The 22,314-nt window shown below is 70.4% G+C and carries 15 protein-coding genes and 1 pseudogene; 7 read left to right on the top strand and 9 right to left on the bottom strand.

Annotated features, from left to right (window positions below; translation table 11 throughout):
* Nucleotides 1–2: 2 nt before the first annotated feature.
* A complete protein-coding gene (locus OHB21_RS07545) occupies nt 3–542 on the bottom strand; it encodes a TetR/AcrR family transcriptional regulator (RefSeq protein ID WP_067502648.1) in 540 nt (179 codons plus the stop codon).
* Between the two features lie 89 nt (nt 543–631).
* Between OHB21_RS07545 and OHB21_RS07540 the strand changes: the two genes are divergently transcribed.
* On the top strand, nt 632–2,173 hold the full coding sequence (locus OHB21_RS07540; RefSeq protein ID WP_067502645.1) for an MFS transporter: 1,542 nt from the start codon (nt 632–634) through the stop codon (nt 2,171–2,173).
* 63 nt (nt 2,174–2,236) lie between these two features.
* Here OHB21_RS07540 and OHB21_RS07535 read toward each other — a convergent pair whose 3' ends face one another.
* The 3 genes from OHB21_RS07535 to OHB21_RS07525 all read right to left on the bottom strand — a co-directional run bounded on the left by OHB21_RS07535 (nt 2,237) and on the right by OHB21_RS07525 (nt 6,239).
* Nucleotides 2,237–3,805, bottom strand: a complete 1,569-nt coding sequence (locus OHB21_RS07535) for an adenylate/guanylate cyclase domain-containing protein (protein ID WP_067502642.1) — start codon at nt 3,803–3,805, stop codon at nt 2,237–2,239.
* 148 nt (nt 3,806–3,953) lie between these two features.
* Nucleotides 3,954–4,352, bottom strand: coding sequence for a hypothetical protein (locus OHB21_RS07530; protein WP_147265835.1), 399 nt, complete (start codon nt 4,350–4,352; stop codon nt 3,954–3,956).
* Between the two features lie 114 nt (nt 4,353–4,466).
* Nucleotides 4,467–6,239 (bottom strand): DUF4407 domain-containing protein, encoded by a 1,773-nt coding sequence (locus tag OHB21_RS07525; protein ID WP_113975114.1) that lies wholly within the window; start codon nt 6,237–6,239, stop codon nt 4,467–4,469.
* Nucleotides 6,240–6,446: 207 nt separating this feature from the next.
* Between OHB21_RS07525 and aroQ the strand changes: the two genes are divergently transcribed.
* The 4 genes from aroQ to OHB21_RS07505 all read left to right on the top strand — a co-directional run bounded on the left by aroQ (nt 6,447) and on the right by OHB21_RS07505 (nt 15,025).
* The gene (aroQ, locus tag OHB21_RS07520) at nt 6,447–7,016 is read left to right on the top strand and encodes a gamma subclass chorismate mutase AroQ (protein ID WP_067514565.1); all 570 of its coding nucleotides are present in this window, start codon (nt 6,447–6,449) and stop codon (nt 7,014–7,016) included.
* A 708-nt stretch (nt 7,017–7,724) separates the two neighbouring features.
* Nucleotides 7,725–12,377, top strand: coding sequence for a glutamate synthase large subunit (gltB, locus tag OHB21_RS07515; protein ID WP_067514567.1), 4,653 nt, complete (start codon nt 7,725–7,727; stop codon nt 12,375–12,377).
* Complete coding sequence (locus OHB21_RS07510; protein WP_067514569.1) at nt 12,370–13,839, top strand: glutamate synthase subunit beta; 1,470 nt, start codon at nt 12,370–12,372, stop codon at nt 13,837–13,839. The genes gltB and OHB21_RS07510 overlap by 8 nt, the downstream gene beginning before the upstream one ends.
* Before the next feature lie 289 nt (nt 13,840–14,128).
* The gene (locus OHB21_RS07505; RefSeq protein WP_084538246.1) at nt 14,129–15,025 is read left to right on the top strand and encodes a cutinase family protein; all 897 of its coding nucleotides are present in this window, start codon (nt 14,129–14,131) and stop codon (nt 15,023–15,025) included.
* A gap of 61 nt (nt 15,026–15,086) precedes the next feature.
* Here the strand turns inward: OHB21_RS07505 and OHB21_RS07500 are convergent, their stop codons facing one another.
* Nucleotides 15,087–15,437, bottom strand: coding sequence for a hypothetical protein (locus tag OHB21_RS07500; protein ID WP_067514571.1), 351 nt, complete (start codon nt 15,435–15,437; stop codon nt 15,087–15,089).
* Between the two features lie 114 nt (nt 15,438–15,551).
* Nucleotides 15,552–16,172, bottom strand: coding sequence for a histidine phosphatase family protein (locus OHB21_RS07495; RefSeq protein ID WP_067514573.1), 621 nt, complete (start codon nt 16,170–16,172; stop codon nt 15,552–15,554).
* A 67-nt stretch (nt 16,173–16,239) separates the two neighbouring features.
* Between OHB21_RS07495 and OHB21_RS07490 the strand changes: the two are divergent.
* A pseudogene (locus OHB21_RS07490) lies at nt 16,240–16,713 on the top strand (Uma2 family endonuclease); the annotation flags it as partial.
* Between the two features lie 144 nt (nt 16,714–16,857).
* Here OHB21_RS07490 and lysX read toward each other — a convergent pair.
* Both lysX and OHB21_RS07480 read right to left on the bottom strand, forming a co-directional pair.
* Nucleotides 16,858–20,181: a bifunctional lysylphosphatidylglycerol synthetase/lysine--tRNA ligase LysX gene (gene lysX, locus OHB21_RS07485; RefSeq protein WP_067514580.1), complete on the bottom strand. Its 3,324-nt coding sequence runs from the start codon at nt 20,179–20,181 to the stop codon at nt 16,858–16,860.
* A complete protein-coding gene (locus OHB21_RS07480) occupies nt 20,178–20,708 on the bottom strand; it encodes a DUF1772 domain-containing protein (RefSeq protein WP_067514581.1) in 531 nt (176 codons plus the stop codon). Before OHB21_RS07480 ends, lysX begins: the two co-directional genes overlap by 4 nt.
* A 79-nt stretch (nt 20,709–20,787) precedes the next feature.
* Here OHB21_RS07480 and OHB21_RS07475 point away from each other — a divergent pair, with 79 nt between their 5' ends.
* Nucleotides 20,788–21,297, top strand: a complete 510-nt coding sequence (locus tag OHB21_RS07475) for a MarR family winged helix-turn-helix transcriptional regulator (protein ID WP_113975115.1) — start codon at nt 20,788–20,790, stop codon at nt 21,295–21,297.
* Here OHB21_RS07475 and OHB21_RS07470 read toward each other — a convergent pair.
* Nucleotides 21,193–21,921: a TMEM165/GDT1 family protein gene (locus tag OHB21_RS07470; RefSeq protein WP_113975116.1), complete on the bottom strand. Its 729-nt coding sequence runs from the start codon at nt 21,919–21,921 to the stop codon at nt 21,193–21,195. The two genes, OHB21_RS07475 and OHB21_RS07470, sit on opposite strands and share 105 nt — an antisense overlap.
* Between the last annotated feature and the right edge of the window lie 393 nt (nt 21,922–22,314).

Genomic DNA, 22,314 nt, shown 5'->3' with positions numbered 1-22,314 from the left:
GCTCAGCGGCCCAGCAGGTGATCCACCACCCGGCGGTAGCGCTCGGGGTCGACCGAAGGCATGCCGAGCAGGGCGCGCAGGTATACCCCGTCGCCCACCAGGCGGATCAGGTCGGCGCGCACCGGGTCGTCGATCTCGTCGTCCAGGCCCTCCGACCACGTGCCCATCAGGTCCTCGAGCGCACGCTGCACGTCGTCGGTCTCGGCGCCGGCGTCGACGGTGCGCATGGTGGCGAGCATCGAGCGGTAGAGCTCGAGTTCGACGGCCTCGGTGGCGTTGGCCGGGTTGGGGGCTTGCAGGTACCACTCGGCGGCCGAGGTGCCGTGGGCGCGCGCCTCGGCGAGCTGGTGGTTCACGCGGTCGGCGAGGCGGCGCACCAGGCCGGTGAGCAGCGCGTCCTTGCTCTTGAAGTGGTAGAGCAGCCCGCCCTTGGAGACGCCGGCGGCGGCCGCGACGTTCTCCAGGGTCACGTGCGCCATGCCCTTCTCGAGCAGCAGCGTCTCCAGTGCGTCCAGGAGGCGGTCCCTGGTGTTCGGCGTCACGGCCGCGAACTATACCGGCTGGACGGTCCAGTCTGCTACTGTACCGGCTGGACGGTAAACAACCGAGACGACGGAAGTCGAGAAAGTCGATGAACGCCCACACCTCCGCGGTCACCACCGCCCCCGATGCGACCGCCCCGCCGCGCGCCACCGCGCGCGAATGGGCCGGCCTGTCCGTACTCGCCCTGGCGCTGCTGCTGCTCGCCGTCGACGCCACCGTGCTCGACCTCGCGGTCCCCGCCATCAGCGCCGATTTGGCGCCCACCACCCCGCAGCTGCTGTGGATCATCGACGTGTACTCGTTCGTGCTCGCCGGCCTGCTCGTGGTGATGGGCAACCTCGGCGACCGCATCGGGCGCCGCAGGCTGCTGCTGATCGGCGCGATCGGCTTCGGTATCGCGTCGGCGTTCGCGGCGTGGGCCGTCTCGCCCACCATGCTGATCGCCGCCCGCGTCCTCCAGGGCGTCGCCGGCGCGACCCTCATGCCCGCCACGCTCGGCCTGATCCGCGCCATGTTCCTCGACCCGCGCCAGCGCACCGTCGCCATCGCGGTGTGGAGCGCCATGGCGGGCGGCGGCGCGGCGGCCGGTCCGCTGCTCGGCGGCTGGATGCTCGAGCACTTCTGGTGGGGCTCGGTGTTCCTGGTGAATCTGCCGGTCATGCTGGTGCTCGTCGCGCTGGGGCCGCTGCTGATCCCGGAGTCGCGCGATCCCAACCCGGGCCGCTTCGACCTGCCCAGCGCGGCGCTGTCGATGCTGGCGCTGGTGCCGGTGGTCTACGCGATCAAGGAGACCGCGGCCCACGGCCCGAGCGCGGGTCTGGGCGTCGTCGCGGCGCTGGGTGTGCTGGCCGGTGTGCTGTTCGTGCGCAGGCAGCGCGTGCTGGCGAACCCGATGCTGGATCTGCGGCTGTTCGCGCTGCCGCGATTCCGCACGGCGGTGCTCACCAACCTGCTGGCGGTGTTCGCGCTGGCCGGTGTGCTGTTCTTCGGCTCGCAGTACCTGCAATTGGTGCTGGACCGCTCGCCGATGCAGGCGGGTGTGCTGCTGCTACCGGGTCTGGTGGCGAGTGTGATCGCGTCGCTGGCGGCGGCGTGGCTGGTGAACCACCTGCGTCCGGGCGCCGTGCTCGGCGGCGCGCTGGCGACGGCCGCGGCCGGAGCGCTGCTGTTCCTGTGGCTCACGCCCGACGTCGCGACCAGCACCTGGCCGTTCGTGCTGGGCTTCCTCGCGATCGGCGCGGGTGTGGGTGTGGCGTTGACGGTGTCGTCGGACATGGTGGTGAGCTCCGCGCCCGTGGAGCGCGCCGGCGCCGCCGCGGCGGTCTCCGAGACCGCCTACGAGACCGGCATCGCCCTCGGCGTCGCCCTGCTGGGCAGCGTCGTGATGGCGATCTTCCGCGCCGGACTGGACGTCTCGCAGCTGCCGAGCGCCGACGCGGGCGCGGCGGGCGAATCCCTCGGCGCCGCCACCCAATTCGCCCGCGACCTGCCGGAATCGGTGGCCGACGGCTTCCTGCTCTCGGTGCACGAGGCCTTCGTCTCCGGCATCCACCTGGCCGCCCTCGGCACGGCCTCGGTCCTGCTGCTCGCCGCGGTTATCGCCTTCCGCCTGCGCACCCCGCAGGCGTAGGAGCACAACGGAGAAGGGGTCCGCACTACTCATGGTGCGGGCCCTTTCAGCCCCGCCCCGACCTCAGGAACGATTACCGCGTGCCGGCCGCGCCACCACCGTCGCCGTCGGCCTCCCTCTCAACGTCACTTCTTCCCCCCGCTCCCACTGCGCCGCCTCCCGTGCCGCAGCGGCGTCCACCGTCGCCCCCGACGCCAGCAACAACCCCGGGTCGGACTTCGACAGTTCGCACAGGCGCGCCGCCTCGTTGACGGCGTCACCGATGACCGTGAACTCGTAGCGCTGGTCGGCCCCGACATTGCCCGCCACCACGCGCCCAGCCGCCACGCCGATGCCCGCTCTGAGTTCCGGGATCTCACCGAGGCGCGCCTGGATGGCGCGCCCGCACGCCAGCGCCGCGCCCGCCGCGTCGGGCAGGGGAGTGGGGGTGCCGAAGACGGCGAGCGCGGCGTCGCCCTCGAATTTGTTGAGCAGGCCGCCGCGCCGCTGCACCTCGTCGACCACCACGCCGAAGAAGCGGTTGAGCAGCGCCACGGTCTCGGTGGCCGGACGGGTCGCGGTGAGGGTGGTGGAGCCGATGATGTCCACGAACAGGGCCGCCGCGTCGGTCTCCACCCCGCCGAGCGCGGGTTCGGCGGCCAGCGCGGCGTCGGCGACGTCCTGCCCGACGTGCCTGCCGAACAGGTCGCGGATCTGTTCGCGTTCCCGCAGACCCGCCACCATGTGGTTGAAACCGCTTTGCAGCTCGCCCAATTCGGTGCCGTCGTACATCGCGAGCGAGACGTCCAGATCGCCGCGCTCCACCTGCCGCATGGCCTGGCGCACGCCGTTGATGGGCGCGACGGTGGCGCTGAGCGTCTGCGCCATGAGCAGCAGCCCGAACACCAGCGTCGCCCCGCCGAGCGCGAGCACGCACACCGCGAGCCGTTCGGCGGTCACGTGATCGAAGACCAGCGCCAGCACCGCGATCACCATCATCCCGGCCACCGGCACGCCGGAACCGAGCAACCACACCAGCAGCGACCGCCCGAACACGCCGATACCGCGCCGCTTGCGCGCCGGGGCGGCCTCGAGGACCCGCGCGGTGACCGGGCGCAGCGCGAATTCGATCACCAGGTAGCTGTTGGCGCACACCACCACGGCGCTGAACCCGAGGGCGAACATGATCTTGGGGATCAGCTCCGGCTCGACCAGCCCGTACAGCGTGGTGAGGACTAGCAGCCCGCCCAGCCACAGCAGGCCCTGGTGGATCACCAGTTTGCGCGGCACCGCCCCGGCCGCGGCCTGTTCGGCCTCGGTGGGCACGTGGTCGGGGTCGATCGCCCAGCGCAGGGAACGCAGGCTGCGCGAGGTGCCCCAGTAGGTGCCGATCAGCAGCGCCAGCCCCGAATACACCGGCGCGGCGATCACGTTGAGCAGCAACAGGTCCCGCGTGAACACCGTCGGGCCGGGCAGGACGAACCCGGCGAGCGCGATGGACACCACCATCCCGGTCAGGTTGGCCAGCACCAGCGACAAGGTCAGCAACAGCTGGATGCGGATGCGCCGCACCCCCGTCGACTCGCGCTCGGTCCCCAGCAGCCGGGAACCCCACGGCGCGGGCGCGCGCGATTTCACCTCACCGACCGCCATGCGTTGCAGCGTAGACCGCGCGCGGGCCGCCGCACGGCGCGTCGCGCGCCGACTGTGAACCTTCCCATTCCGGATACGCGGAAGCCCGCGCCCGACCTCCCGGTCCGGCGCGGGCTCCGGTGCGTTCCCCCTGCGCGACGTCAGCGGCTCATTTGCCGCAGTTGTCTTCCACGTGCTTGCTGAGACGCGGCGCGACCTCGCCGAGCTTCTCGGCGGCCTCCTGCGCGGCGGTCGCGTTGGCCTGCATGTCCTGCAACGACTGCTCCGGGTTGGTCAGGTCCAGATCGGAGGTGGTCTTGGAGACCTGCTCCTGGGCGTCGGCGAACGCCTCCCAATCGGCCTTGATGTCCGAGGGCGCCACGTCGGCGACCTTCCTGGACTTGGTCACCAGATCGCCGGAGCTGTTCGGGGTGGCGGTGATGCCGCCCAGATCCTCGACCGCCTGACAGTAGGCCGAGTTCGAGCCGGACGAATCGTCGCCGAAGCAGCCGGACAGTACTCCGGCGCCGAGGGCGGCGATGGTGACGGCCATGATGGTACGACGCATGTGAAACGGGACCCTTCCGTTATGGGTGAGCGGAACGTGTTTCGTTCCGCCCGTCCGGAATCCGGACAGGGCAACGTATCAAATCGGACATTCGCCCGCAGCGCGAGCGGGCGCCTACTTGCCCGGCGGCAGTTCGCGCGGCCCGCGGTAGGGGAGTTCGCGGTGGTCGGCGGCGGGCAGTTCGGACCGGGGGTCGGCGGGCGGCAGCGGATGGCCGGTGCGCGGGTCCGTGTAGGGGAGTGCCGCGTAGCGCGGATCGTGCGTCGCGGCGGGCGCGTCCACCACGGCCGAGGCGATCCGGTGCGCGTGCCACGCCTCGGGGGAACCGGGCGGCAGCTGGTAGCCGACGGGGGCGGTGACGGTCTGCTGCGGCGCGTGCGAATCCTGGGTGTCGACGGTGACCTTGCGGGTGCGGCGCAGCGTGAAGGTGATCTCCTCGACCTCCTCGAACGCCTGGCGGGCGGTGCGCAGCGGGTGCGTGGCGGTGTCGAGCGCGTTGGCGACGAAGGAGGGCACCAGCGGGCGGATCCAGCGGGCGGCGGTGTCGGTGAACGGCACGGTGCCGATGATCGGCAGCTCCAGCCCGCCGCCCTTGGGCTCGGCGGGCCGCCCCGCGCCCTGGGCGGGCACGAGCTGTCCGCCCGCGGCCGCCGGCGCGAGGACACCCGGGCTGACGGTGGCGGGCAGGTTCGCGGTCTCGTGGGGCACGGAGCCGTCCTTTCGGTCGGTGGCCTGCGCGGCAGGCAGTTCGGGGCGCTTCGACTCCTCGAGGCGCTGCGGTTCGGTGATGCCGATCTCGAGCCCGCCGATGGCCGCGATCACGCGGGTGCGCTGGCGCTCCCTGTCGATGGCGGCGTCGGCCTCGACGGCCAGCCGGGCGGCGGTGAGCTGCTGCTCGGCGCGCAGCCGCTCGGCCTCGGCGTGCACCTCGGCGCGTTTGACCGCGATCGCGGCCTCGGCCTCGCGGGCCGCCCGGTCGGCGACGGCGCGGGCGGCGTTGTGCCGGTCGAAGGAGGTCTCACCGCGCCACCGGCGCAGCAGCAGCGGCAGCAGGGCCAGCAGGACGAACCCGGCCAGGGCGGCCAGGCGCACCAGCAGCGCGCCGGACTCGGTGGTGTGGTCGTGCATCGCGGCCCAGCGCGCGCCGAGCCCACGATCGCCCTCGGTGAGAGCGGCGGATCGGGCTGCGGCCGTTGCCCTTTCGGCCGCGGCGGCGCGCTCGTCCAGACCGGCGGCGCGGTCCTGGGCGGCGGCCAGGCGCTCGCGGGCGTCGTCGAGCATCTCGTTGGCGGTCTGCGATTCGGGGCCGCGCCCGGGGACGCCGGTGATGCGGGTCTGCGGGCACTCCGGGGTGGGGTTGTACTCGCACCGGGCGATGACCAATGCGCGGTCGATGTCCTGTTCGGCCTTGGTAATGGTCTCGTTCAGGGTGGCCCGGTCGGCGCGGGCCTGTTCGGCCTCCGCGCGGGCGGCCACCACACCGGGTGCGGATTCGGTGGCGGCGTACGCCTTTTCGTCGAGTACCCGGTCCACCGAGCCGCCGAAGATCACGGTGCTCGCCAGCTCGGCGAGTAGCACACCGGTCAGCACCGCGACGGCGACGCGGCCGATCTGGCCGACGCGGTCGGGCCCGCCGCTCGCGCGCGGGGTGGCCAGCGCGCGCCCGAGCGCGCCCGCCAGCAGCGTGACGATCAGCACGACGGGCACGATGGCCACGGCGGGCCAGGTGCCGGTCGCGGCCGTAGCCGCCGCCACAACACCGCCCGCGACCAGCGCGAACAGTGCGACGACGGCGCCGCTCAGCGTGTAGCTCGTACGTTCGTGGCCCTCGGCGATCTCGCCCGTGCGACCTCCGCCTAGCCAGGTGAACAAGCCGGTGATGGACATGGATCACACCCTCCGAGTCCCTCATGACAGCTCGGCGAAACTGTCACGGATTCGTTGTCCCAGCGTGACAGGCCGGGGCCCGACTCACCGAGTGCGCCGGGGCCGATGTGGCCAGCCTCACATTCCGGTCCGGCGGGGTGCTCGGCCGCCGCGCGCCGAAGGCCTACGCTGGCAGGGTGATTCGGCCTCGGGGGAACGGAGCATCGGATGCGCGCTCGAACACTCGCCCTGCTCACGGGATTGCTCGTGGCGTTCGCCGGTAGCGCCGCGGCGCAGCCGCCGGACCCGCTGGACCGTCTCGTCGGACTCGTGGAGCAGCGCCTGAACACCGCCGACGCGATCGCCGCCGCCAAATGGGCCGACGCCGCGCGCGACGGCGTGCCGCCCCGGATCGACGATCCGGAGCGCGAGGCCCTGGTCTACGACGCCATGGTCCGGCTCGGCGCGGGCCACGGGCTGTCCGCGCCCCGGGTGCGCGCGGTGTTCACCGGGCAGATCGAGGCGGGCAAGACCGTGCAGTACGGCCTGGTCACCCGCTGGCGGTTCGATCCGGCCGCCGCGCCCGCCACCCCGCCCGACCTCTCCGAACTGCGCCGGGTGATCGACCGGCTCAACGCGGGCATCGTCACCGAACTCGCCGCCCATCGCGCGCTGCTGGCCGCGCCCGACTGCGCGGTTCGCTTGGCGCCCACCGTGTTCGCGCGCTTCCCCGCCGCCGACGCGCTGCACCGGGCGGCCCTGGTCCGGGCCTCGGTGGCGCTGTGCGGCCCCGCCTGAGCACGCCTGCGCCGACTGTGTCCGACACCACCGAACGGAAGTTGCCGAACGTGTGCTGAAAGCCACAGGCGGCAAAAGAGTCCGGACGGTCGGATCGGTGCCGTGGCTTGTCACACCCCTGTCACAGATGTCTCAGCGCGGCGCGGGCGGAGTTAGCCGCCCCACGTTTGGTTTGTCCTGACCCGGGCCGGGGAAATCCACTTCGATGCAGGTGAGCGCGGTTTCTCCGGCCGGAGACGGCGGTGGCGCACGCCGCGCGAAGGGCTGTTCGAACCCCCCGGCACCCGGTGCCGGGGGATCGATCCGCGCCCGCGCGCTGCTTTACACTGGACGACGCGCACACGTGGAGGACCGACTTGAAGAAGCCCAGCTAGAACGGGTAATTAGTGCAACCTTAGTTGGTTGGGCCCCGGACCTGACTTATCGTTTGCTCTTACGCCGAACACAAAAGCTCGGCAACGTCGCCCGCTCGGGCACACCATGGCAGGTGGCCAGAGTAGCGGGCGAACACCCGCGTGGAGGTAAGGATCGCGTAAGCGATGCGTTACCGCCAGCACCCCACACGAAGCGGGTGGACAACTGGAGACGTGACTGCACGCCGAAGACCATCAGCGCGGCTGGTTTCCGGACCGTACGGGCGCAGTCTTGACGGAGGCGTTCGACGAAAGGCCGTTTTTCTTCGAAGGCCACTTTCTTGAAGGCAGAGGCATGACGCAACTTCCTGGCCACCGGTCACCCGGATCCATTGGTCTCTATGACCCGGCGAACGAACACGACGCCTGCGGTGTCGCATTCGTCGTCGATATGCACGGCCGCCGCAGCCGCGACATCGTGGACAAGGCTATTACGGCCCTTCTGAATCTGGAGCACCGCGGTGCCGCGGGCGCGGAGCCGAACTCCGGCGACGGCGCGGGCATCCTGATCCAGATCCCGGACCGCTTCTTCCGCGCGATCGTGGACTTCGAGCTGCCCGCCGAGGGTGCCTACGCGTCCGGAATCGCCTTCCTGCCGCAGGCCCGCCGCGAGGCCGCCCGCGCCGCGTACGGCGTGGAGAAGATCGTCAAGGAAGAGGGCCTCGAGGTCCTCGGCTGGCGCGAGGTACCGATCGACGAGTCCTCGCTCGGCGCGCTCTCGCGCGACGCCATGCCGACCTTCCGCCAGATCTTCATCGCCTCGCCCAAGGGCGCCGCCGAGCAGCTGACCGGTATGGACCTGGAGCGGCGCGCCTACGTCATCCGCAAGCGGGTCGAGCACGAACTCGGCAACGCGGGCCCCGGCGAGGGCTCGATGGGCCGCGAGTCGGTGTACTTCCCCAGCCTGTCCGGCCAGACCTTCGTGTACAAGGGCATGTTCACCACGCCCCAGCTGCGCGCGTTCTACCTGGACCTGCAGGACGACCGGGTCGAGTCCGCGCTGGGCATCGTGCACTCGCGCTTCTCCACCAACACCTTCCCGTCGTGGCCGCTGGCGCACCCGTTCCGCCGCGTCGCCCACAACGGCGAGATCAACACCGTCACCGGTAACGAGAACTGGATGCGCGCCCGCGAGGCGCTGCTGAACAGCGACGTGTTCGGCATCGACTCGGCGGGCAAGAACCGGCTCGAGAAGATCTTCCCCGTCTGTACCCCGGGGGCGAGCGACACCGCGCGCTTCGACGAGGTGCTGGAACTGCTGCACCTCGGCGGCCGCAGCTTGCCCCACGCCGTGCTGATGATGATTCCCGAGGCCTGGGAGCGCAACGACACCATGGACGCGCAGCGCCGCGCGTTCTACGAGTACCACTCGATGCTGATGGAGCCGTGGGACGGCCCGGCCTCGGTGTGCTTCTCCGACGGCACCGTCATCGGCGCCGTGCTCGACCGCAACGGCCTGCGGCCGAGCCGCATCTGGGTGACCGACGACGGCTTGGTCGTGATGGCCTCGGAGGTCGGCGTCCTCGACATCGACCCCGCCCGCGTGGTGAAGAAGGCCCGCCTGCAGCCCGGCCGCATGTTCCTGGTCGACACCTCGCAGGGCCGCATCATCAGCGACGACGAGATCAAGTCCGAGCTGGCCGCCGAGCACCCCTACCAGCAGTGGCTGGACGAGGGCGTGACCCGCCTGGCCGATCTGCCCGACCGCCCGCACGAGCACATGTCGCACGACCGGGTGCTGATCCGTCAGCAGATCTTCGGCTACACCACCGAGGAACTGAACCTGCTGCTCTCGCCGATGGCCAAGACCGGCGGCGAGGCATTGGGCTCGATGGGCACCGACACCCCGATCGCCGTGCTCTCCTCGCGTCCGCGCCTGCTGTTCGACTACTTCTCGCAGCTGTTCGCGCAGGTCACCAACCCGCCGCTGGACGCCATCCGCGAGGAGGTCGTCACCAGCCTCAAGCGCAACCTCGGCCCCGAGGCCGACCTGCTGCACCCGGGCCCGGAGTCCTGTAAGCAGATCGCCATCGAGCAGCCGATCCTGGACAACGACGAGCTGTCCAAGCTGGTGCACATCAACGACGACGGATCGCAGCCCGAGCTGCGCTCGGTCGTGGTGCGCGGCCTGTACCCGGTGAAGAAGGGCGGCAAGGGCCTGCGCAAGGCGCTCGAGGCCATCAACGTGCAGGTCTCGGCGGCCATCGAGGGCGGCGCGGCGATCATCGTGCTGTCCGACCGCGAGTCCAACGAGAAGCTGGCGCCGATCCCGTCGCTGCTGCTGACCTCCTCGGTGCACCACCACCTGGTGCGCGAGCGCACCCGCACCAAGGTCGGCCTGATCGTGGAGGCCGGTGACGCCCGCGAGGTGCACCACATGGCCATGCTGGTCGGCTTCGGCGCGGCCGCGATCAACCCGTACATGGCCTTCGAGACCCTCGAGGACATGCTCGAGCGCGGCGCGCTGGAGCTGCCCGGCAGCACCGGCGACCTGGCCGCCGACAACCGCAAGGCCGTCGCCAACTACATCAAGGGCGCGGGCAAGGGCGTGCTGAAGGTGATGTCCAAGATGGGCATCTCCACCATGGCCTCCTACAACGGCGCGCAGCTGTTCCAGGTCATCGGCCTGTCGCAGGAACTGGTGGACGAGTACTTCACCGGCCTGCGCTCGCACCTGGGCGGCATCGGGCTCGACGAGATCGCCGCCGACGTGGCCGCCCGCCACCGGACCGCGTTCCTGGAGAACCGCAACGAGCGCGCGCACCGCGAGCTCGAGGTGGGCGGTGAGTACCAGTGGCGCCGCGAGGGCGAGTACCACCTGTTCAACCCGGACACGGTGTTCAAGCTCCAGCACGCCACCCGCACCGGCCAGTACTCGATCTTCAAGGAGTACACCAAGCTGGTCGACGACCAGTCCGAGCGCTTGGCCTCGCTGCGCGGCCTGTTCAAGTTCAAGACCGGTGAGCGCGCGCCGATCTCGATCGACGAGGTGGAGCCCGCGAGCGAGATCGTCAAGCGGTTCTCCACCGGCGCGATGAGCTACGGCTCCATCTCCGCCGAGGCGCACGAGACGCTGGCCATCGCCATGAACCGGCTCGGCGGCCGCTCGAATTCCGGTGAGGGCGGCGAACATCCGGCGCGCTTCGAGGTCGAGGAGAACGGCGACTGGCGCCGCAGCGCGATCAAGCAGGTGGCCTCGGGCCGCTTCGGCGTGACCGCGCACTACCTGACCAACTGCACCGACATCCAGATCAAGATGGCCCAGGGCGCCAAGCCGGGCGAGGGCGGTCAGCTGCCCGCGCACAAGGTGTACCCGTGGGTCGCCGAGGTGCGTCACTCCACCCCGGGCGTCGGCCTCATCTCGCCGCCGCCGCACCACGACATCTACTCGATCGAGGATCTGGCCCAGCTCATCCACGACCTGAAGAACGCGAACCCGCAGGCGCGGATTCACGTGAAACTGGTCGCCGAGCCGGGCGTCGGCACCGTCGCCGCCGGCGTGTCCAAGGCGCACGCCGACGTGGTGCTGATCTCGGGCCACGACGGCGGCACCGGCGCCTCGCCGCTCACCTCGCTCAAGCACGCGGGCGGCCCCTGGGAGCTCGGCCTGGCCGAGACCCAGCAGACGCTGCTGCTCAACGGTCTGCGCGACCGCATCGTGGTGCAGGTCGACGGCCAGATGAAGACCGGCCGCGACGTGATGATCGCCGCGCTGCTCGGCGCCGAGGAGTACGGCTTCGCGACCGCGCCGCTGGTGGTGTCGGGCTGCATCATGATGCGCGTCTGTCACCTCGACACCTGCCCGGTGGGCGTCGCGACGCAGAACCCGATCCTGCGCGAGCGCTTCACCGGCAAGCCGGAGTTCGTGGAGAACTTCTTCCTGTTCATCGCCGAGGAGGTGCGGGAACTGCTGGCGCAGTTGGGCTTCCGCACGCTGGACGAGGCCGTGGGCCGGGTCGACCTGCTCGACACCGCCAAGGCCAAGCAGCACTGGAAGGCCAGCAAGCTGGACCTCTCGCCGATCCTGGACGACGTCGAGACGGCGTTCATGTACCAGGACCGCCGCTGCACCAAGGCCCAGGACCACGGTCTGGACAAGGCGCTGGACCAGCAGCTGATCACCCAGAGCCGCGATGCGCTCGAGCGCGGCGAGCCGGTGAAGTTCGAGACCAAGATCACGAACGTGAACCGCACCGTGGGCACCATGCTCGGCCACGAGCTGACCAAGCTCTACGGCGGCACCGGCCTGCCCGACGACACCATCGACATCACCTTCACCGGCTCGGCGGGCAACAGCTTCGGCGCGTTCGTCCCGGCCGGCATCACGCTGCGCGTGCAGGGTGACGCGAACGACTATGTCGGCAAGGGACTTTCGGGCGGGCACATCGTGGTGCGCCCGTCGCCGAACGCGCCCGCCGATTTCGCGGCGGAGCAGAACATCATCGCGGGCAACGTGATCCTGTTCGGCGCCACCAGCGGCAAGGTGTTCATCAGCGGCGTGGTGGGCGAGCGGTTCGCCGTGCGCAACTCCGGCGCCACCGCGGTGGTCGAGGGCGTGGGCGACCACGGCTGCGAGTACATGACCGGTGGCAAGGTCGTCATCCTCGGGGAGACCGGGCGCAACTTCGGCGCGGGCATGTCCGGCGGCGTGGCGTTCGTCTACGACCCGGAGGGCACCTTCGCCGAGCGGGTCAACTCGGAGCAGAGCGAGGCCATCGAGCAGCTCGGCGGCGACGACTTCACCTGGTTGCGCGACATCATCACCGAGCACCGCGACCAGACCGGTTCGGCGGTCGCCGAACGCATCCTGGGCGACTGGTCGCAGCAGGTGAATCATTTCGTGAAGGTCATGCCTCGCGAGTACAAGAAGGTTCTGCTCGCCATCTCCGAAGCCGAGAAGAGCGGCAAGGACGTGGACGAGGCGATCATGGAGGCGGCACGTGGCTGACCCACAAGGTTTCTTGAAGCACACCTCGCGGGAACTGCCCAAGCGGCGTCCGGTCCCGCTGCGCCTGATGGACTGGAAGGAGGTGTACGAGGAGAACTTCTCCCACGACACCCTCCGCACCCAGGCCAGCCGGTGCATGGACTGCGGTATCCCGTTCTGTCACAACGGTTGTCCGCTGGGGAACCTCATCCCCGAGTGGAACGACCTGGTGTACAAGGACCGCTGGCGCGAGGGCATCGACCGCCTGCACGCGACCAACAACTTCCCGGAGTTCACCGGCCGCCTGTGCCCGGCTCCGTGCGAGGCGTCCTGTGTGCTCGGCATCAACCAGGACCCGGTGACCATCAAGCAGGTCGAGGTCGAGATCATCGAGAACGCCTTCGACGAAGGCTGGGTCACCCCGGTGTACCCGACCCGCATCACGGGTAAGAAGGTCGCGGTCGTCGGCTCCGGTCCGGCCGGTCTGGCCGCGGCCCAGCAGCTGACCCGCGCCGGGCACACCGTCACGGTGTTCGAGCGCGCCGACCGCATCGGCGGCCTGCTGCGCTACGGCATCCCGGAATTCAAGATGGAGAAGCGCTTCATCGACCGCCGCCTGGCGCAGATGGAGGCCGAGGGCACCATCTTCAAGACCGGCGTGAACGTGGGCGTGGACATCACCGCCGACGAGCTGCGCGAGCGGTTCGACGCGGTGGTCCTGGCGGGCGGTGCCACCCAGGCCCGCGACCTGCCGATCCCCGGCCGCGAGCTGGACGGCATCCACCAGGCCATGGAGTTCCTGCCCTGGGCCAACCGGGTGCAGCTGGGCGACGACGTCGCCGATGCCGAGGGCCTGCCGCCGATCCACGCGCGCGGCAAGAAGGTCGTCATCATCGGCGGCGGCGACACCGGCGCCGACTGCCTGGGCACCTCGCACCGCCAGGGTGCGGCCTCGGTGCACCAGTTCGAGATCATGCCCCGCCCACCGGAGGAGCGCGCCTCCTCCACCCCGTGGCCGACCTACCCGCTCATGTACCGGGTGTCCTCGGCGCACGAGGAGGGCGGCGAGCGGGTGTTCTCGGTGAACACCGAGCGTTTCGTCGGCAAGGACGGCAAGGTCACCGGCCTCGAGGCGCACGAGGTGAAGATGGTCAACGGCCGTTTCGAGAAGGTCGACGGCACCGACTTCACCCTGGAGGCGGATCTGGTGCTGCTGGCCATGGGCTTCGTCGGCCCCGAGAAGCCGGGCCTGCTCAGCGATCTCGGTGTCGGCTACGACCAGCGTGGCAACGTCCAGCGCGACAAGAACTGGGCCACCAACATTCCCGGCGTGTTCGTCGCCGGCGACATGGGCCGTGGCCAGTCGCTGATCGTGTGGGCTATCGCCGAGGGCCGCGCCGCGGCCGCCGCGGTGGACAGCTTCCTGGAGGGCGAGACCGCGCTGCCCGCGCCGGTCACCCCCACCATGGTCGCCCAGCGCTGACCGGCTGATCACGAGGCGCCCGCGGACGAAAGTTCGTGGGCGCTTTCGTATGTCGGAAATCGGCCAAGTCCCGGGACTCGAATGGCGTGTGTGACGGCCGAGCCCTATTGTGGTGTCCGTTGTACGGGCGCATTTCCGGATTCGGGGTCTGGTTGCGCCCGTCATAGTGGCGGGTAACTCGAGTTAACCCGGCGTGCACTGGAACGACATCCGTCGGGTTCAGCATGTTAGCGGCAACTCGTCGGGGAACAGCCCCTCCAATCGGGGCTCAGGTGTGAACTGGAGCGGTATGCGGTTGAAGAAGATTGTCGCGGCTGTGGGAGCCTCCGCGGCGATTGCGTCCGGACTCGTGCTCGGCAGCGGGACCGCGGCGGCGGACAATTGCCCCAGCCTGTACGTGGTGGCCATCCCCGGCACCTGGGAGACCGGCCACGACAAGAAGCCACAACCCGGCATGCTGGCCGGGGTCACCCGGGGCCTACCCGCGAACACCAAGGTCGACTATGTCACCTACGCGGCCACCGCCTTCCCGTGGGAGGGCGAGGTCTACGGCAACTCGAAGAAGCAGGCCACCAACGCCGCGCGCGGCCTGCTGTCGGCGATGGCGCAGCGCTGCGGCGGCACCAAGTTCGCGCTCGTGGGCTACAGCCAGGGGGCGGACGCCGCGGGCGATGTGGCCGCCGAGATCGGCACCGGCCTGGGTGCGGTGCCCGCCGACCGGGTCGCGGGCGTGGGCCTGATCTCCGATCCGCGCCGTTCGCCCACCGATATCCAGGTGGGTCCGCCCGCTCCGGGCGCGGGCGCCGGTGGTCCGCGCGTGGGCGGCTTCGGCTGGCTGGCCGACCGCACCCGCACCATCTGCGCGGTCGACGACCTGTACTGCGCCACCGCGACCGACGATTTCGTCACCCGCTTCGCCGGCTTCCTGGCCCAGAGTTCGGACGCCAACCCGGCCAACGTCTGGCGCTACCAGCTCGAGGCGGGCGCGATCCTCAACGACCTGTTCGCCCACGGTGGCGTGCCGACGTTGCAGGCGCAGCTCTCCGACAGCGCGAACCAGCAGCGCGCCAAGGATCTGGAGCGCTTCTACCGTTCGCAGGCGCACACCGTGTACGGCAACTACTCGGTGGGCGGCGGGCAGACCGCCATCTCCTGGATGCACAACTGGATCCGGGGCATGGCTTGATCACCCGGTGAACGCGGCGAAGGTCGCCTCCCCCGCGCGGGAGGCGACCTTCGTGTTTCTGTCAGCTGCTGCCCGCCGATCCCGTCGCGGGCAGCGGGAAGGCGGGCTCGCGGAATTCACGGAACCGCACTCGCGGGCCCTCGCCTTGATCGGGCGGGAACTGGCGGAACTCCACGCGGGGTCCCTCACCCGGCCGGGCCGGGATGGCCGGGCGGGTCCGGTCGAAGCCTGGTTCGCCGGGACGGGTCACCTCGGCGCCCTCCTCGAGGTGGATGGTGACGGTCTCGGCCGGGTCGGTCGCGGCGGGGTCGGCGCTCGCGGTAGCGGCCAGCGTGGCCAGCGGTACGGCGATCAGCGCGCCCGCCATCGCGACCCGCACCGCGCCTCTGCGTATGTTGTCGGTGAGCAACACGGAATCCCTTCTCTCGTCGGGTGATCACCCTCGCGGTGATCCCGCGTCCCATGGAAGGACGCCGCGCTGTGACCACGGTGCGACGAGACTGGTAGTCCGCTGTGAGCGCGGCGCTCAGTGCTCACGCGGGGCGAGGTTGCGCGGCAGCAGATCCCACACGTGACCGTTCTCGTTGACGGTGGCGGCCGTGCGGCGGCCGGTGCGGGAGAACAGGATTCGCGTCACCGAGCAGTAGTCGATCGGGAAGGTCAGCGGCCGGGGCAGTTCGAGCACCTCTTGCAGCAACACGTTGATCACGCCGCCGTGCGCGAACGCGACCACCGTGTCGGCGTGGTCGGCCGCCGCGACGATCTCCTCGATGGCGGCGCGCACCCGCGCCACGAACGCGGGCCCGTCGATCTGCTCGGGGAGGTGCCCGGCCTTGATCCGGTCGTAGGTCTCGCGGAACTCGCGCTTGGCGTCCTCGATCGGAATATAGGCGGGCAGATCTCGGTCGTACTCGGCCAGTCCGTCCACGACGTCCACCCCGAGCCCCAGCTTCGCCGCCGTGGGCGCGGCGGTCTCGCGCGCCCGGCGCTGCGGACTGCTCACCACCCGCACCACCCCGCGCCGCGCCAGCACCTCCGTCACCCGCCCGGCCTGCTCCCGCCCCAACTCCGACAACTCGGGATCAGCGGGCCCCGAACTCCCCTCCACCCGCACCGGCTGCGCATGCCGTACCAGAATCAACTGCACAGCGCCACTCTGCCCGATCGGGTCCAGTAGTCGCCGAGGCGGGTGGCGCCTGATACCTACTGGGTAGGTGCTCATAAATCCCGAACCCTTCCCGCAGTGGCTACGTCCTCCGCCGGGAGGTTTCGTGGCCGAGGATCTGGATCGCCTGCCCGACCTTCCCCCGCACACCGAGTTGATCGAGGGGAGCCTCGTTTTCGTGGGCCCGCAGGCGAAGTTCCACGTGCTGGCGATCACTCTTCTCGACGCGGAACTGCGGCGGCACGCACCGGAGTATCTTCGCGTCCGACGCGAGATGACCGTGACGCTCGCCCCGGACCAGCGGCCCGAACCGGACGTCGTGGTGGTGCTCGCCGAGCGTGACGGCGGTCCCGACCTCACGGGTTATCAAGCGGACGATGTCGTGATGGCCATCGAGGTGGTCTCGGCGGAATCGCGCTACCGGGACCGCGATCGCAAGCCCCGGCTCTACGCGGCGGCGGGTATCCGCCATTTCTGGCGCGTCGAGAACGTCGACGGCCGACCGGTTGTCTACGTGTACGAACTCGACCCCGCCGCGTCGGCGTACGCGCTGACCGGCATCCATCACGACCGGCTGAATCTCACGGTTCCGTTCGACATCGACATCGACCGTGTGGCGGCCGGGTTGGTGTTACCCGGCCGCGGACGTGTCGAACCCGGATTCGCCTCAGCGGGGTTTCACCAGCGGGAACGGCAGGGTCTCGCGGATGCTGCGGCCGGTGATGAGCATGACGACCCGGTCGACGCCCATCCCGAGCCCGCCCGTGGGCGGCATGGCGTGTTCGAGGGCTTGCAGGAAGTCCTCGTCCAGCTCCATCGCCTCCGGATCGCCGCCCGCCGCCAGCATGGACTGCTCGGTGAGACGGCGGCGCTGTTCCACCGGATCGGTGAGTTCGCTGTAGGCCGTGCCGAGTTCCACGCCCCACGCCACCAGATCCCAGCGTTCGGTGACCCCCGCGATGCTGCGGTGCGAGCGCGTCAGCGGCGACACCGAGGTGGGGAAGTTGATGTAGAACGTGGGCGCCTCGGTGGTGGCCTCCACCAGGTGCTCGTACATCTCCAGCACGATCTGCCCGGCGTCCCACCCGTGCAGGTAGGGCACCCCGACCCGGTCGCAGATCGCCTGGAGCTCTTCGGCATTCGTCTCCGGCGACACCTGCGCGCCGACCTTCTCCGACACCGCGCCGTGCACCGTCTTCACCGGCCACTCGCCGGAGATGTCCACCTGCTCGAACGACCCGTCCGCGGCGGGCCGCAGCGCGACCATCGACCCGTTCGCCGCCATCGCCGCGTTCTGGATCAGGTGGCGGCAGGTGTGCATCATCCGCTCGTAGTCGCTGTGCGCCTCGTACGCCTCCAGGATGGTGAACTCGGGATTGTGGCTGAAGTCCACGCCCTCGTTGCGGAACGTGCGCCCCAGCTCGAACACCTTCTCCATCCCGCCCACACACAGCCGCTTGAGGTAGAGCTCGGGCGCGATGCGCAGGTACAGGTCCAGGTCGTAGGCGTTGATGTGGGTGAGGAACGGCGTGGCGTTGGCGCCGCCGTGCACCTGTTGCAGGATCGGCGTCTCCACCTCCAGGTAGCCCCACGAGTTCAGCGAATCGCGCAGCGAGCGCACCACCGCGCTGCGCTTGGCCATCACCTCGCGGGTCTCGGCGTTGATCGCCATGTCCACGTAGCGCTGGCGCACGCGCGCCTCGGGATCGGCCAGGCCCTTCCACTTGTCAGGCAGCGGGTGCAGGCATTTGCCGTTCATCCGCCAGTCCGCCGCCAGCAGCGACAGTTCGCCGCGGCGGCTGCGCCCGATCTGGCCGCTCACCTCGATGAGGTCGCCCAGGTCGAAGTACTCGCCGAATTCGGCGCTGCGCCGCGCGCCGACCCGTTCGCGGTCGATGACCAGCTGGATGTCGTCGGTCCAGTCGCGCAGCACGGCGAAGATCACGCCGCCGTAGTCGCGGATGCGCAGCAGCCTGCCGCACACCCGCACGGTGGTGCCGCGCGGGGAGCGCCGCGCCGCCGCGACGGTGTGCGTCGGGGGATAGGCCACGGGGTAGGGGTCGACGCCGGCCGCGACCATCCGGTCCAGCTTGTCCATGCGCACCCGCACCTGCTCGGGGCGCTTCGGAAGCTGTTCGGCCAGTTCGTCTTCCGACGATTCCGGCGGGCTGCCGTCGGGGTGCAGACCGGTGACGCCCGGGGGCACCGCGCTGTGCAGGCCGGTGTGCGCGCTGGCGTCGGGCTCCTTGCCCAGGCGCGGCAGGAAGCCCTCGGCCAGGGCGCTGGCCATCGCCACCCGCGGCAACTGCCTGCGCTCCTCGAACAGGAAGAATCGCGGCACCCAGTGCGGCTGGTACTTCACGTTCGACCGGTACAGCGCCTCGAGCTGCCACCAGCGCGAGAAGAACAGCAGCACCCCGCGCCACATCCGCAGCACCGGGCCCGCGCCGATGCGCCCGCCCTCCTCGAACACCGCGCGGAACACCGCGAAGTTCAGCGACACCTTGGTGATCGCGTACTGGTCGGAGTTCAGCGCGAGCTGGGAGATCATCAGCTCCATCACGCCGTTGGGGCTGTGCGGATCGCGGCGCATCAGTTCCAGCGAGGCGCCGGTGCGGCCCCACGGCACCAGCGACAGCATGCCGAGCACCTTCTCCTGCGGGTTCACCGCCTCCACCAGCAGGCAGTCGCCGTCGAGCGGGTCGCCGAGCCGGCCCAGCGCCATGGAGAAGCCGCGTTCGGTCTCGGTGTCGCGCCAGGCCTCGGCGCGAGCGATGATCGAGGCGAAATCCTCGGCGGGAATGTCGCGGTGGCGGCGGATGCGCACGGTCACACCGTGTTTGCGCAGCCGGTTGGCGGCCTGGCGCACCTGCTTCATCTCCGGGCCCGCCAGCGAGAAGCTCCGCGTGTCCAGGATCGCCTCGTCGCCGAGCCGCAGCGCGGAGAGGCCCGCGCGCCGGTAGGCCGTCGCGCCCAGTTCGCTCGCGCCCATCACCGCGGGCGCCCAGCCGAACTGATCCGCCATGCGCAGCCAGGCGTCGATCGCCTGCGGCCAGGCCTCGCGCCCGCCGATCGGATCACCGGAGGCCAGGCAGACGCCCAGCTCCACGCGATAGGTGACAGCCGCCTTACCGCTGGGCGCGAAGACCACCGCCTTGTCGCGCCGGGTGGCGAAGTACCCGAGCGAATCCTCCACGTCGGAGCGTTCCAGCAGGCCGCGGATGGCCGACTCGTCGAGCCCGGTCATCGCGTTCTCCGCGCGCTGCGAGCGCAACAGCACGATGACCGCCGCCAGCAGCGCGAGCGCGCCGAACAGGCCGAGCAGGAAGTTCACGAACGGGCGCGGATGCCCGTCGAAGTGCTCGTTCTCCACCAGGATGGCCGCCGTCACCCGGTACACCGCCCACGCGGGCCGCTGCCAGCCACCGGGCAGCGAACCCGGGAACAGTTCCACCAGCCCCCAGCCCAGCAGGCAGCCCGCCGCCAGGCCGCCGGCCAGCACGCCCAGCGCCTTGCGCACCGCACCCGGCCGCACCCGCGTGTAGAACTCGCTCCACGAGGCGATCAGCACGCCGATCACGGCGAGCTGCACGACCATCGCGATCAACGCGTGGACGTTGCCCTCCCCGGCGAACTCCAGCACGTTCGCGAAGGCGAACAGCGCCAGGTAGCCGACCAGCAACCACCAGGCGATCCGCTTGCGGCTGGCGATAGCCCCCGCCAGCAGTCCGACGATCAGCGCCCACATGAGGTTCGTGTCGGGCGCGTCGAAGTAGTAGTCGTCGATGTAGCGGCGCGGCGCCTGGGTCAGGAACCGCAGCGCGGGCGAGAGGCTCCACAGGAAACACAGCACCGCGAAAACGCCCAGCACCGTCCCCGCGATGTGCGGGACCCGCACGAACCTGCCGTGCCCACGGTGCGGAACCGGCGGCGCCGGGGTGTCCGGCGCCGCGTCGATCTCGGTGCGTTGGCCGTCCTGCGTGGAAGTCACCGATCCAGTGTGTACCTGGGGACGTTGCGTGATCGAACCGGCGCGCCGTGGGCCCCCGACAGTGACAGCGCGCGCAGCAGGCACAGCCAGCCCGCGCCGCCCAGGGCCATGCGGGCGTAGTTCAGCCCGGTCCACCAGGTGACGAAGGTGTCCACCCGCTCCGCCGACCAGTCCGCACCCCCGGACTGGAACATCAACATCTGCGGCACGAAATACGCGTAGCTGACCACGGCGTAGGCGGTCATCACCGCGGCGCCGAGCAGCCACCACCGCCGCATCGGTGCCGGCGCGCGGCGCGCCAGCAACAGATTCACCACCGCGAGCAGCGCCACGACCGGCGAGACGAACGGCCAGAACGCCCGCCCCGCCCGTTTCATGCCGGACTCCTCCATGGCGGTGAGGGTCTGGTCGGTGGGCACGTCCGTCCACAGCGGGACGATCGCCAGCTTCTCGTACCACCCCGCGCCGAACTGGATGCCCACGAAGATCACCAGCGCCCACAGCGCGATCGTTCTCCCGGTCGTCATCGGTCACTCTCCCTGAGCCGGTGATACTCTCGGAGTTCGAGTATCTCTATTTCAGAGAGAGTAGGAGGCGTGCGCGCCCATGACATCGGGGAAAGCCCGGACCGAGACCCTGAACTCGCTGCTGCGGGAGTTGCGCACCCAGGCCGTGCGCACGGTCGTGTTCCACTCGGCCGTCGCGGCGCGGCTCGGCATCACGATCACCGATCTGAGCTGCCTGAACATGCTCTCCATGGACGGTCCGAGCACGCCGGGGGAGCTCGCCCGCCGCATCGGCATCACCAACGGCGGCGCGGTCACGGCGATGGTCGACCGGCTCGAGCGCGCGGGTTATGTGCGGCGCGAACGCGATCCGGGCGATCGCAGGCGGGTGCGGGTCGAGTTGGTCGCCGAGCGGGCGGCCGCCGCGGTGACGCCGCTGTTCGCCGGGCTGGGCGCGGGCGTGGCGGGCGAGCTCGACCGTCGTGACGACGCGGAACTCGCGCGGCTACTGGAGTTCGTCGGCGCGCTCAACGGCGTGCTCGGCGCGGCCGCCGCCGCGCTGCGCGACGGCACGGCGCCGGCACCACCAGGCGAACGCGCCGGCCAGTAGCGGCGCGATCGCGGCGAGCGCGGCCGCGGGCAGGGCGCCCAGATCCGGGGCGAGCGCGCTCGTCAGCGACATCGCGCCGAAGAACAGGAACAGCAGGGCCGAGCCGAGGCCGATGGCCCGCTCGGGCAGGTGCTTGCCGACCAGGATGCCGACCGCGATGGCCAGCGCGTCGGCGATCACCATGCCGATGGTGGAGCCGATCCACACGCCGAACCAGTCGTTCTCGGTGGCCAGGGCGGCGGTGGCGAACATGGTGCGATCGCCCAGTTCGGAGAGCAGGAAGGCCGAGACCACCACGAGGAAGGGCGCCGCCGTGGCGAACCGGGAGACCTTCGGGGTGTCGTCCTCGTCGTCCTCGCCGAGGTTCTCGCGCAGCGTCCAGAGGCCGACGGCGAGGAAGGTGAGCGCGGCGAGCAGCGCGATGGCCTCGGTCGGCAGCGCCGCGCCGAGGGAGTGGCCGACCGCGACCGAGAGGACGTGCACCATGGCCGTCGCGGTCGCGATACCGCCGAGCACCACCCACCAGCGATAGCGCAGCGCGAACGTCAGCGCCATGAGCTGGGACTTGTCGCCGAGTTCGGCGAGGAAGACGATGCCGATGCTCAGCAGGATGGTGGCTGTCATGTGTCGCGTGCTCCCGGATCTCCGGCCCGCCGGGGGTGCATACGCCTCCGGCCGACAACGAGTAGTTGTTCAGGCCGAAGGTCTCGCCCACCGGAGGTCGTTCCGGTTCATGCGACCGGACCCGCACCGAGGGTGTGGGTCAGTATGTCGACCGCATGATTGGGGGCTACTCCCCTTCGCTGCCACCGACCCTACCTCGGCAACCGCACCGCCGACAACACCGCGCATCACGAAAACCCAATGCGCGCAATAAGTTTGGGATACCAACCCACAGTTTCAGGTAACCCTCACATTGCTGTCCGCAAACACCGCACACCCGGATGCGGTGACCGGACGCGACCGGGCTCAGATACGCGAAAAGGCCCTCTCCCGTTGCGGGAGAGGGCCTTTCGG

The sequence above is a fragment of the Nocardia puris genome (assembly GCF_036051655.1).
GTDB classification, from domain to species: domain Bacteria; phylum Actinomycetota; class Actinomycetes; order Mycobacteriales; family Mycobacteriaceae; genus Nocardia; species Nocardia puris.
This window is presented reverse-complemented; position numbering and strand designations above follow the sequence as displayed.